Here is an 11,854-nt window from a genome sequence, read left to right as displayed (position 1 = left end):
TTAATTCCCTGCAAGCTCAAAATCCTCAAAAAAACACCATCATGGGTACCAATACGGATATGTCACACTGGATGGGCGATCTGTTTGGTGCCACCAAACAGCATTATACCCTTAAAGATATCGTTATTCCTGGTTCGCATGATGCCGGTATGTCTGTATTAACAGCTACCGGCGGAAGTCAGAAAAGCACGATCAATGATTGTAATACATTAACTCAATCCTTAAATATAGAAACACAATTGATCACAGGTATCAGAATGTTTGACCTGCGCCCGGGTGTTTTAAAAGACACGCTCTACTTTAAACACAGTTCATCTGACTGTATGGAAGATGCTGTAGGCGGAGGCTATGGAGAAAGACTGGAACCAGCGCTTCTTGCTGCAAAGAAATTCGTGGAGAAAAACAAATCTGAATTTCTGATCTTCACTTTCAGCCACTTTTGTCCTAAAGAAATACCTGTTGCTAAATTAGCAGAGAAAATTACAGGCATCATTGGAAAAGACCATATTTATTATGCCGGAAATAAAAAACTGGGCGACATCAAAATAGCCGATCTCAAAGGAAAAATCCTGCTGGCCTTTGAAACAGCCAGGTTCGATAATCCTGCGATTGTCTTTAATACTATGATAGGGGCATCAAACGAAATGCTCAACTTCCGCAGGGAATATGCAGCGACCAACAACCTTAAAAAATTAATTCAGGCAGAAACACTGTTTTTTAATACTTTAAAAATTGATGTAGCGGCAAATGACCTGATTCGTTTAGACTGGCAGCTTACACAAAGCGCCAAAGAAGCAGCAATGGTCTGTAACGCTTTTGAATCTGATCAGAACAGTCCTGTTTTTGATGGAGCAGTCTTTTTAGCCAATGTATTGTCCCGTCATAAAAGTATAATTACTCATGCCAGAAACGCCAATAAAGTACTAAAAACACAAGTGAATAAATGGATAGAGGATCAAACGATAAACGCTAAAAATAAACCTAATATTTTATATGTTGATGATGCAGGAAGCTGGATTACCCAATATTGTATTGAGCTCAATCAAAGTGAATTATACAACCTTAAATAAGCACCTGTAAATACCCTGATATTAAGGCAGACTGATTTTTCCCATAGTTACGCTGGGTACTCCCCTGCGCCGCCCAAAATCAGTTTGTCCGCCAGCAACACATTCATTTGCAAGCAGGGCAAAAAGTACGGCTTCTTTAGCGTCAGGGTCTATTCCCAATTCCTCCGTATTTTTTAGCGGAAAACCTAACCCTTCACTGATTTTTTGTACAAGAAGTGGGTTATGCATTCCTCCTCCGCTTAAATAGACCTGGAAAGACTGGTCATGAATTGATTGCTGAATTGCAGTCACAATACTATAAGCAGTAAATTCATTTAAAGAGGCAAGAATATCTTCTTTTGAAAGTGATTCCTGACCAGAATTGAGCTGAGCCTGCTGTAAATAGTCAAGATTAAACAATTCAGGACCTGTAGTTCTCGGGAAAGGTTGTTTAAAAAAAGGATGATCCGCTAAAGCCTTTACCAAAGCCCGGCTGGGCTTACCAGCTTTTGCAATCGCGGCATCCTGATCGTAATATTTACCCGGATAATTTCTTTGTACAAACTGATCCATCAAAGTATTTCCAGGCCCGATATCTGTTGAAAATACCTGATCAGGATTTCTTCCTCCCGGTAAATAAGTAAAGTTTGATATCCCACCTATATTAAGCAGGATACGGTTTTCATCAGGACTGGAGAATAATAAATAATCTCCGTAAACAGCTAAAGGAGCACCTTCGCCACCAGCAGCTATATGTTTTTGCCTGAAATCACTCAGCGTTATAATTCCTGTTTGCACAGCAATATGATCACCGTCACCGATTTGAAGCGTAGCATTCGGATACACATTTTGCTGATGAAGAGAAACTGGCGCATGAAAAATAGTCTGTCCATGACTTGCAATCAGATCAACTGAGGCTGCCGGATACCCCCATTCTTTAAGCGCATTTAGAATTAATTCTGCCGAATAAGATCCTATAACTGCATTTAATAAAGTTACTTTTTGCAAAGACACCTGTGTTTTGAAAGACACAGATTTCAGGTCCTCCTTAAAATCCTCTGTATAAGGCATGGTCACAAAATGCAGTACTTTAACCTGAGTTTCCAGACCTGCACCGGAGAATTCACAAAGTGCAATATCCAGACCATCCAATGAGGTACCCGACATTAATCCAATGATAATTCTGGATGGTGCAGCGGCAATTCTGGTTAAACTGGCAAGTTGTGCATTCATTATTGCGGGATACTTTTTAAAAGATCCATTGACAGTCCCTGGAAATTATCACCAAAATGGTGGTCACCTGGAATAATTTCTGTCTTTAAACCTGCTTTAATAAATTTTGCAGCAATACCCCCATCTTCCTGACTCCCAAAAAAGCTGATTACCGGTACATTCTTTATCTTTTTCATTTCAGCCTGAACATTATAAGTCTCTTCCGTATTACCAAGACTCAACATATCCATGACATGAATTTCAAAATCAGCTGTGACATCAGGAGATAGTGAAAGTACAGCAGAAAGATGTGATTTTAAGGCCGGTTCCAATCTGTTAGCGACAAATGGAACAACAGATGCACCAAAAGAATAACCCGCTAATATAAATTTATCTTTATTCAGCTGAGTCCTGTAATGCAGTATGGCCTTGCTTAAATCGGATGTAGTTTTTTCAGGTGTCCTGGCATCCCAAAAGTATTTCTGCGCATCAAGGCCTACTACAGATAAACCTCTTGCAGCAAGAGATTCGGCAAGAGACTGATCAAAGCTTGTCCATCCACCATCTCCGGAAATCATCAATACCAAAGGAAGATCATTTTTCTTAGTTGCAGGAATGATCGTTAAAGGCAGGTCTTCACCATAAAGTTTAATCGCCTGTGTTTTCAACTCTTTATTTTCACCTTGTTTACGTTCAGCAAAAGAAGGTGTACCCATTATTTTCTGATAAGCAGCGATAAACTGCGGTGACCATTCAGCAATGACAGCAAAACCGTGACCTACTTTTGGTAAATCGATCAGCTCGGCCATGGGCATATCTTTCAGGAAAGATGCCGTAGCTGCATAAGGGCAGGCTTCATCCTTAAATCCGTTTAGAACGATAAAAGGCGCAGTAAGATGCTCATTTCTTTCCAGCCAGAAAGAGACACCTGGTTTCAACACATGCTGTGTTAATCCACTTCCTTTACAGAATGGCTTTTTCGACTCAATATCAGGACAAAAACCCAATGCAAGCGCTCCTTTAAAGGTATTGGCCGGTGCCTGCGCCAAAATTCCATAGATCAGCGTTGCCCCATAAGAATAACCAACAAGAATGGGTTTAGTATAATCACTGAATTTGTATTTCTTCTGTATCATTAAACTCAGCTGCTCAAAATCAGCAGCAGGATAATAACAATCTGTTTTTCTTTTGGCCAGACCTTTCCTGTAATCTCTCGCATCGATACCTAATACCAATGCGCCCTGTCCGGTCAGCATATGAGCCATCTCAATAACGCCATCTTTCCATCCCCCATCACCAGAAACAAAAAGTACGACTGAGATTGGTTTCTTCACAGGCTGATAGACTGTAATTTTACCAAAAGGGCCGTAACGAAGAGACGCTTCTACATTTACCGCAAACGATGGTTTGCCTAAACAAAATAACATTGCGATCAACAGAATCAATCTTTTCATTTGCTTAATCAAGGTTTAATAACTTTTGCCAATACTGCCGGAACCTGGATCAGATCATAATCCTGACCATAAACAAGATATTTATTGTGCCATACCGGAGAGAATTTATCTTTTGCATCTCTCAGACCTTTATAATGAGAAAAGGATTTAATTTTTTCATAGGCAAATTTCAGCGAGCGTTCCGGAAGGTTCTTTGGATCATTCAAACCCGATAAAGGGGCAAAACCTATGTTAACCGAAGTGTAGCCTTTCTCTTTCAGGTATTTAAACAGCTCAACCAGAATAAAGTCAATCACACCATTCGGTGCATCACTGGTCTTTCTGATCAGATCATAAGTCCCTTCACCTTTGGCATAATCAGGAATTACATTCAGGAAAGCAACAATCTTCTCTTCAGAATTTTCAACAGTAATAATGGTCTGGTTTTTCAACTCTTCCCAGTCAAACATCCCCTGAGAGAAAACAATTTCTTCACGTTCTGTTTCTTCCAGCCATTCATCAGAAACAGATTTTATTTTCTGTAATAAACCATCCTTAACCGGCGCTTCATATATTTTGCTGTGAAATCCTTTTTCCCCTACTTTTTTCAGTGCATTGCGGATTGATTTTCTATTTCCTCCATCCAAAGTGAAAGTAGTCAGATTAACCACTCCCTCCTGACCTAAAAACAATCTCTTTTTACCACTTTTAATAAAAGGTTCCAGGTTTTCTTCGGCTACACGGTAATAAAAGCTTTTCATTCCGCTTTCAAAGCAGTATTTATCAAATGACTTAATAAATGCCTTTAAGTTTTCAGGAGCCGTTACCGGCGATTCAAGTACAACCGCAAAGTTTCCTGCAATACGGTAAGAGATAAAGCCTTCCAGCTCAGGAGAACGATAAATCAGCTTATCCTGGTAAGTCTTGAAATAATCCATTGCTGAATTACCGTATTGATCAAGCTGCGTCCTTGCCCATTTAAACTCTTCTTCATCAGTAGTATCTTTGATAATATAAGGACGAATCAAAGTATACACCAGGAAGGCTACAGACAAGAATCCACTGATATTGATAGAATATAAAAAGCCTCTTGCAAAAGCATCCTGAGGAACCAGATCTGTACTGTCAATCAGTACAAAATTCTCTAAAGTATATTTGATAGATTGAAAAATCCCAAAATCGACATTGAAATGTTTGGCATCCAGAAAATAGAAACCAATCGTACCATATAAAACTACAGCTGCCACACTTAGCAGCGTAGTCTGGATACCTATAAAACGAAGACGCGAATTATGCTTCACATAATATTCCTTTCTGGAAGCAATTAATCCGATAATTACAATGACAGAATAAAGCGCTTCTTCGTAATCAAATGCTTTGGTCAGGTTTCCAAAAAGAGAAAAAACGCAGAGTGCCAATGCAAAATACCAGGCCATTTTCAGCCCTCTAAGCATGAATGCAGCGGTAACCAATAAAAATAAACCTGCAACCAGTACAAAATAATTTGAAGCTGCAATAGCAGAAATAGGCAGGAAATTTTTCAGGAATACAAGCCTCTCGTGAATTGCAGGGGTAAGCACAGATACAATATTCACAATACCCAAAGCAAGGATCATCAGTGCAGGCACAATACGCATCAGTAATTTGTTGATCCTGACCAGGAAGCTCAATGCCCCTAATAACATAGGAATCCAGAATTCCATAAACCTGTATAGGAAAGTAACGGATACTGCAGCAGCTTCTGAATACCCTAAACGGATCAGCATAAAGGTCATTGATGCTTCTACAGCACCTAATCCTCTTAAAAATGGAGAAATAATCAGAAATACAACACCTACTACATAACTGATCGTAGCAATAATCAGAGATGGTTCTATATTCAGCGCTACCATTGCGATATAGATATGAACCACACCTATGATTTCGATCAGCATACTATAAATAAAGGTCCAGATAAAACTTTTACGTTCAATCTGATTATTTCTGAATTCAGAAAGGAATACCTCTACAGAAGGAATATACTTCACCAGTAATTGATAAAACTTACCATTATTTGCAATAGATCTATAAATCAAATAGATACCTCCTATTAATGCAAAAATAGCTATAAGCCCTATCCATTCTCCGGCGCCTATACTGCCCTTGAAAATTGCATAAATAAATACCGGGATAGCGATGACCACTACCGACAGGATGCCTACAAATCCATAAATAGAGGAGGCAAAATTAATCTGGGATTTAGCAACCCCTTTTTGTTCAATAGAACCACTAAAAAAAGCAAGAGAAGAAACTCCACCAGCAGGCAAAAACACACTGACAAAATTCCTTTTCAAATATAACATCGTAGAATCTAACAGATTAACTTCGCTACCCACCGCCTTAAAGGAGTATTTATACATGAGTCCATGCATAAAAATATAAACCACACTGAGTAAAATACCCAGCGATATCCAATCCCATTTTGAGGTAAGAACCAGGTGTTTTACCTGTTGAAGCTCTGCTTTTTCATGTTGAATAAACCAGATGCCCAGACCTATAAAAAACAGCGTAAAAATATAACTGGCAATGATTTTATAATTATCCTTTATAAAAGGGACCGGGTTATATTGTGCAGGTAATTTCATTTAGCTTAACTCTTTTTCGATTTCTAAGAACGTAGCAAAAGTATGACATTTCTATGGATTAAAGAACTTACAGTCCGAATTACCTTAATCGCTTAATAATAAGTCGAATTGAGGTTAATGTTTGCTTTTTCAACAATTTCTATCAGTGCATAGTTTGATAAAATCAGCGCATGTCCGGGCTTAATACAAACATCATGTTCAAAATGTACTGATGGTTTTCCATCTGCCGTACTGATTATCCAGCCATCTTTAGATACTTTGATCTCTTTCGTCCCCAGGTTTATCATAGGCTCAATGGCCAGTACCAGGTTTTCTTTCATGAGTATCCCCTCATTCCTTCTTCCAAAATTTGGTACCTGCGGATGTTCGTGCATAGAGCGGCCCAGGCCATGTCCTACATATTCTCTGACTACACCATAACCATTATTTTCTGCATGTCTTTGTATAGCACTGGAGATATTACTTAAATAACTGTCTGCCACTGCATGATTAATACCTTCATAAAGACATTCTTTAGTCACCCTGACCAGATCGATCACTTCCTGCGGTGCATCACCTAAAATAAAAGTATAGGCATGGTCCCCATGAAATTCATTTTTGATGACCCCTATATCTACCGTGACAATATCTCCGTCACGCAATGGTTTATCATTTGGCATACCATGAACAACGACATCATTTACAGAGGTACAGATATGATGCGGATAACCTTCATAATTAAGAAATGAAGGGATAGCCCCATGATCTGCAATATATTCGGCAGCGAGTTTATCAAGCTCCATTGTGGTCATACCTGGTTTCAGCACTTTAGCGATTTCGGCTAAGGCTGAGCTGATTAACGTAGCGCTTATACGGATTAACTCTACTTCTTCATTTGTTTTATATACAATCATCTCCTTTTGGGTTAATGTTCCTGTTCAATTTGTAATGTACGCTCTGCAAAACCGGCAGTTTCCTGTAAATGGTGACTGACTATAATCGTGGTGGTCCTGAATTCTTTTAAAATAATCTTTAGTTCAATAATCAATGCTTCCCGCAGATCATCATCCAGCGCAGAAAAAGCTTCGTCTAATATTAATAATTCCGGTCTGAGTGCCATTGCCCGCAGAATAGCAAGTCTTTGCTGCTGTCCACCCGATAAATGCGCTGGTTTATGCTGCCTGAAAGATTCCATTTTGCCAATAAGCAACAATCTTTCAATCAGCTGCTGGTCTGTAGTCGCATAAGCTAAATGCGCCTGCACGGTCATATTCGGAAACAAAGCATAATCCTGAAAAACAAAACCTACACGGCGCTGCTGAGGTTTCCAGTTGATCTTCTTATGGGTATCCAGCCAGCAAACCCCTTTCACATGGATTTCTCCTTTCTCGGGCGTAATTAACCCTGCCAGTATTTTCAGAAAAGTAGTTTTTCCTGAACCAGAAGAACCATAAAGCCTGGTTATTGATCCTGCTGGAAACTGAGCATCCACAATGAGCTGACTATTTCCCTTATATGTTTTTATCTTTTTATATATTGAAGCTTCAATCATTCTAATGGCCCTCTTGCTGAATTTCTGTTAAAAATGAATACCAGGATTACAATGACAAAAGTGATCGCAAATAAAACCAGAGAATACAGGTTAGCCTCGTGATACTGGTTATTATCAACCGCATCATAAATTGCAATAGAAGCTACTTTAGTCACCCCGTCAAGTTTCCCTCCTATCATTAAAACGACACCAAACTCTCCCAATGTATGGGCAAAAGTCAATACTGTTGCTGTCCATAAAGACGATTTGATATTAGGGAGCTGTATGCTGTAAAAAGTTTCCAGTTTAGATTTACCCATAGTGTAAGATGCTTCTGCAAGTGAAACTGGTAAATGAGCCAAAGCAGATTTTACCGGGCTCACCATAAAAGGCAGACTATAAATTACAGAGGCTACAACCAGGCCTTCAAAAGAAAAAACCAGGCTTATATTGAAATGCGTATGCAGCCAGCTTCCTAATAAGCTGTTCGGACTAAAAGTAAGCAGCAGATAAAAACCTAAAACCGATGGCGGTAAAACCAGTGGCATAGTTAGCATCGCCTCTATGACTACTTTTGCAAGCGAATGACGCCTGGAAAGCCAGTAAGCTAATGGAATACCGATCAAAAAAAGTATAAGTGTTGTACAGGCTGCGAGTTTGAGGCTCAGCCATATTGGAGTCCATTCCATTAATCCTTTTAAATTTTATAGGGTTCTGTAGCCAAACTGACCGAAAATAGCTTTCGCACCAGCAGAGAAAAGATAATCATAAAATCTCTTATTATTCACAAAATTCTTATTTTTCGCGTACTTCAATAATACAGCTCCCTGCTGGATTGGCGCATAGGCTTTCACATCTATTTTCTGCCACTTGAACTGATCTGCAGGAGAAAGTTCATAAACTAAAGATTCTGTAGTAAACCCAATATTGACAACCTTTTTAAGCACATAAGTATTTACCTGGCTGATACTCTCTCCAAATACCAGGCGGGACGATAATTCATGATATAATCCATAATAATTCAAAGCCTGCGCTGCTGCTTTACCATAAGGGGCTAAAGTGGGGTTACCAATAGCAATTTTCCCTGTTTTCTGATCCCGGATTAAAGTTTTCCAGTTTTCTACAGCCGCCCCTGTTGTGGAGCAGACAATCAAACTGCCTAAGGCATAAACCCGCGGTTTTGACAGGGCAAAACCATCCGTATAAACACTTTGTGCAAAATCCATATCGGCTGATAAAAACACATCATATGGAGCGCCATTTTTGATCTGAGCAGTCAATTTCCCGGATGATCCGCTAATGATTTCGACTTCTACCCCCGTCTTTTTCTTAAAATCATCCGCTAATTTCCGAAGAACAAAATGGGCATTCGCTGCAACAGCAACCCTGACAGGCTGTGCAATTGCAGGAAGTACAGCCCATACTGCTAAAATTAGTAAAACGATTTTTTTTATGGGATAGCTGAATTTGAAGATAAACTGATTGTGGCTGATTGTGGCTAACGACTTGTAGTTCAAGGCTTATTTGATCTGTAATACCCTAACCATTTATCAGTTAAGGCGGATAATCAAAATTAACATGTTTAAACCAGTAATCAAATAGAAATAAAAATCGTTATTTAGGGCCTGTTTAATTTTAATCATAGACCCCCTTATTTTTTAATCAAACAATATGGAATATACTGAAATATGTAAGCCTTTTGAATCGCTTACAGTGAAAGAACTTTACGCAATACTAAGATTGAGAAGTGAGATTTTTGTGGTTGAACAGGAATGTGTTTTTCTGGATGCCGATAATAAAGACCTGTCCTGCCAGCATTTGATGCTTTATCAAAATAAAGAACTGATGGCTTATGCCAGAATAGTCCCTGCAGGTTTATCTTTTACAGAACCATCGATAGGGAGAATAGTGACAAGTGCTGCAGCCAGAGGAAAGGGTTTCGGAAAACAACTGGTTTTATTGGCGATTTCAAACTGTATCCGTTTATACGGAAACAAACCCATTAAAATCGGTGCGCAGTTATACCTGAAGTCATTTTACGAATCATTTGGTTTTGTGGTAGTTGGAGAAGAATATTTAGAAGATAACATTTTACATGTAGACATGATCAGGCCCGTACATACGCCTTAACCGGAAATAGATTAATTCATGAGTTGATTCCATTTAAATTGTCATTTATTTGTCTGATTTTCAGAAAAATATACTTAATATTATATAGGTATATTCTTTAACCTACCCAAATCATTCATCTGTTAATTATAATTAAATTAAACCTCACATGGAAACAACTACTTTTTCTAAATTCTCTGCCGAGTTTTTCGGCACACTGGTTCTGGTCCTGATGGGCTGCGGCAGTGCTGTAATTGCCGGTGATAATGGTACAAGCGGTGTTGGTCTGCTTGGTATCTCTTTTGCCTTTGGTTTATCGGTTGTCGCAATGGCTTATGCCATTGGTCACATTTCAGGCTGTCATATCAATCCGGCAATTTCCATTGGTATGGTAATCGCAGGCCGTATGAAAGCCGGTGAAGCTGTTATTTACATTATCGCTCAGGTACTGGGCGCGATAGCAGGTGCTGGAATTTTATATCTTATTGCCTCAGGTAAGGATGGTTATGTATTTAGTGGGTTAGGACAAAATGGTTATGATGCTGCCTCACCAGGTCACTATAATGTGATTTCTGGTTTTGTTGCAGAAACTGTATTCACCTTTATATTCCTGATGGTTATTTTTGGATCTACTTCTACAAAAAATATAAACGGTGGTTTCGCTGGTTTAGCCATCGGATTAAGTTTAGTTTTAATCCATATCGTTGGTATCAAAGTAACCGGTGTATCTGTAAATCCGGCAAGAAGTATCGGCCCTGCATTAATTGTTGGCGGGACAGCAGTCAGTCAATTGTGGTTATTCATTGTTGCCCCCGTTCTGGGCGCTATACTGAGTGCTGTGGTTTGGCGTTTTCTGCTGGAAAGAAATTAGATAGATTTGCAGCGTTATTATAAGTTAACGCCATCCTTGTACGTAGTTTTAAATTGAAAAAGCCTCAGCGATGAGGCTTTTTTTTATTTCTAACCTGATGAAACTAATTTTAAAGAAAAGATTACGTAAATCAAATATAGCTACGAATTATACTTAAAGATTGAAGGTGTTATCCCTGTATGTTTTTTGAAGTAATTATTAAAATGCGCCGGATAGTCAAATCCAAGACAATAGCCAATTTCAGCAACATCCCAATCTGTATTTTTCAGCAATGTCTTTGCCTCGTCAACAATCCTGTTACTGATCATTTGTGTGGTCGTTTTACCAGTATGTGATTTGACCACATAATTGAGGTGGTTCACATGGATATTCAATTGACTTGCAAATTCTGAGGCGCTCTTTATTTTCAAGGGGTTTCCAGGAGAATCTACAGGAAACTGACGTTCCAGCAATTCCATAAACATTGGTGTTATCCGGTCAGAAGCATCTTTTTGAGCAATCTCATTATATTCGGATTGAATCTTTATCCCCTGATGGATAATTAATTTAAGTAAGCTTCTGATAACGTCAAATTTGTATTCATAGTCGCTTTTTAATTCATCGATCATTTGCTGATAATATCCGCTTACCAGTGCAGTCTGCTCCTGATTTAAAAAACAAACAGGGCTCAGCAGAGGATTAAATAACGGGCAGGTCAGTTCAAATCCTTTTTTTAATTCTGCTGAAATAAAAGAGTCATTAAACAGGCACAAATAGCCTTTTTGTTCTTCAACAATAGATTCCCAGGAATAAAGTACCGAAGGGTTCGATAAGACAAGTGCCGGCTGGTCTATTTCTATGGTTTTATCAGCAAAGCGTAGTCTGCCAGCCCCGATATTCAGGCAGATCTTATAATGATCTCTTCTGTTATACGGTGTTACTTTATTACAATAGTGCCTTGGCTGAACATTAAAGTGACTATAATTTCCTTTAGGATTTAACAAATCTGAGGGAACTATCTGATTTGTTCTTTTATAATACTCACCAAGAGTTTCTACTGACGACAT

General features: G+C 38.8%; 11 protein-coding genes. 3 read left to right on the top strand and 8 right to left on the bottom strand.

Going from position 1 to position 11,854, the window contains the following annotated elements:
- The first annotated feature begins 41 nt into the window (after nucleotides 1-41).
- Entirely contained in the window at nucleotides 42-1,070 is a 1,029-nt protein-coding gene (locus HDE68_RS19170) for a hypothetical protein (RefSeq protein WP_183883850.1), read from the top strand.
- Nucleotides 1,071-1,091: 21 nt separating this feature from the next.
- On the opposite strand, the gene HDE68_RS19165 is transcribed toward HDE68_RS19170, so the two are convergent.
- The 7 genes from HDE68_RS19165 to modA form a co-directional block, all read right to left on the bottom strand.
- Entirely contained in the window at nucleotides 1,092-2,282 is a 1,191-nt protein-coding gene (locus HDE68_RS19165) for an anhydro-N-acetylmuramic acid kinase (RefSeq protein ID WP_183883849.1), read from the bottom strand.
- Nucleotides 2,282-3,715 carry an AcvB/VirJ family lysyl-phosphatidylglycerol hydrolase gene (locus HDE68_RS19160; protein ID WP_183883848.1) on the bottom strand — a complete coding sequence of 478 codons (1,434 nt, stop codon included), beginning with the start codon at nucleotides 3,713-3,715 and terminating at the stop codon, nucleotides 2,282-2,284. The genes HDE68_RS19165 and HDE68_RS19160 overlap by 1 nt, the downstream gene beginning before the upstream one ends.
- Nucleotides 3,716-3,723: 8 nt before the next feature.
- Nucleotides 3,724-6,318 carry a phosphatidylglycerol lysyltransferase domain-containing protein gene (locus tag HDE68_RS19155; protein WP_183883847.1) on the bottom strand — a complete coding sequence of 865 codons (2,595 nt, stop codon included), beginning with the start codon at nucleotides 6,316-6,318 and terminating at the stop codon, nucleotides 3,724-3,726.
- 92 nt (nucleotides 6,319-6,410) lie between these two features.
- Entirely contained in the window at nucleotides 6,411-7,211 is an 801-nt protein-coding gene (gene map / locus HDE68_RS19150) for a type I methionyl aminopeptidase (protein ID WP_183883846.1), read from the bottom strand.
- 11 nt (nucleotides 7,212-7,222) lie between these two features.
- A complete protein-coding gene (locus HDE68_RS19145) occupies nucleotides 7,223-7,849 on the bottom strand; it encodes an ATP-binding cassette domain-containing protein (RefSeq protein ID WP_183883845.1) in 627 nt (208 codons plus the stop codon).
- Entirely contained in the window at nucleotides 7,846-8,517 is a 672-nt protein-coding gene (gene modB / locus HDE68_RS19140; RefSeq protein ID WP_183883844.1) for a molybdate ABC transporter permease subunit, read from the bottom strand. Before modB ends, HDE68_RS19145 begins: the two co-directional genes overlap by 4 nt.
- A 15-nt stretch (nucleotides 8,518-8,532) precedes the next feature.
- On the bottom strand, nucleotides 8,533-9,345 hold the full coding sequence (modA, locus tag HDE68_RS19135) for a molybdate ABC transporter substrate-binding protein (protein ID WP_221300817.1): 813 nt from the start codon (nucleotides 9,343-9,345) through the stop codon (nucleotides 8,533-8,535).
- 154 nt (nucleotides 9,346-9,499) lie between these two features.
- On the opposite strand from modA, the gene HDE68_RS19130 reads away from it, so the two are divergent.
- Together HDE68_RS19130 and aqpZ are read left to right on the top strand one after the other, a co-directional pair.
- Nucleotides 9,500-9,958 (top strand): GNAT family N-acetyltransferase, encoded by a 459-nt coding sequence (locus HDE68_RS19130; protein WP_183883843.1) that lies wholly within the window; start codon nucleotides 9,500-9,502, stop codon nucleotides 9,956-9,958.
- Nucleotides 9,959-10,106: 148 nt separating this feature from the next.
- Nucleotides 10,107-10,808, top strand: coding sequence for an aquaporin Z (gene aqpZ / locus HDE68_RS19125; protein WP_183883842.1), 702 nt, complete (start codon nucleotides 10,107-10,109; stop codon nucleotides 10,806-10,808).
- 140 nt (nucleotides 10,809-10,948) lie between these two features.
- Here the strand turns inward: aqpZ and HDE68_RS19120 are convergent, their stop codons facing one another.
- Complete coding sequence (locus HDE68_RS19120) at nucleotides 10,949-11,854, bottom strand: AraC family transcriptional regulator (protein ID WP_183883841.1); 906 nt, start codon at nucleotides 11,852-11,854, stop codon at nucleotides 10,949-10,951.

It is taken from the genome of Pedobacter cryoconitis, assembly GCF_014200605.1.
Taxonomy (GTDB): domain Bacteria; phylum Bacteroidota; class Bacteroidia; order Sphingobacteriales; family Sphingobacteriaceae; genus Pedobacter; species Pedobacter cryoconitis_B.
The sequence above is the reverse complement of the archived record's forward strand: the minus strand, read 5'-3'. Positions and strand labels throughout refer to the sequence as shown.

Excerpts from the sequence above, each read along its gene's own strand:
- HDE68_RS19170 (WP_183883850.1), top strand. The coding sequence starts at position 42 with ATGGGTACCAATACGGATATGTCACACTGGATGGGCGATCTGTTTGGT.
- HDE68_RS19165 (WP_183883849.1), bottom strand. The coding sequence starts at position 2,282 with ATGAATGCACAACTTGCCAGTTTAACCAGAATTGCCGCTGCACCATCC.
- HDE68_RS19160 (WP_183883848.1), bottom strand. The coding sequence starts at position 3,715 with ATGAAAAGATTGATTCTGTTGATCGCAATGTTATTTTGTTTAGGCAAA.
- HDE68_RS19155 (WP_183883847.1), bottom strand. The coding sequence starts at position 6,318 with ATGAAATTACCTGCACAATATAACCCGGTCCCTTTTATAAAGGATAAT.
- map (WP_183883846.1), bottom strand. The coding sequence starts at position 7,211 with ATGATTGTATATAAAACAAATGAAGAAGTAGAGTTAATCCGTATAAGC.
- HDE68_RS19145 (WP_183883845.1), bottom strand. The coding sequence starts at position 7,849 with ATGATTGAAGCTTCAATATATAAAAAGATAAAAACATATAAGGGAAAT.
- modB (WP_183883844.1), bottom strand. The coding sequence starts at position 8,517 with ATGGAATGGACTCCAATATGGCTGAGCCTCAAACTCGCAGCCTGTACA.
- HDE68_RS19130 (WP_183883843.1), top strand. The coding sequence starts at position 9,500 with ATGGAATATACTGAAATATGTAAGCCTTTTGAATCGCTTACAGTGAAA.
- aqpZ (WP_183883842.1), top strand. The coding sequence starts at position 10,107 with ATGGAAACAACTACTTTTTCTAAATTCTCTGCCGAGTTTTTCGGCACA.
- HDE68_RS19120 (WP_183883841.1), bottom strand. The coding sequence starts at position 11,854 with ATGTCGTCAGTAGAAACTCTTGGTGAGTATTATAAAAGAACAAATCAG.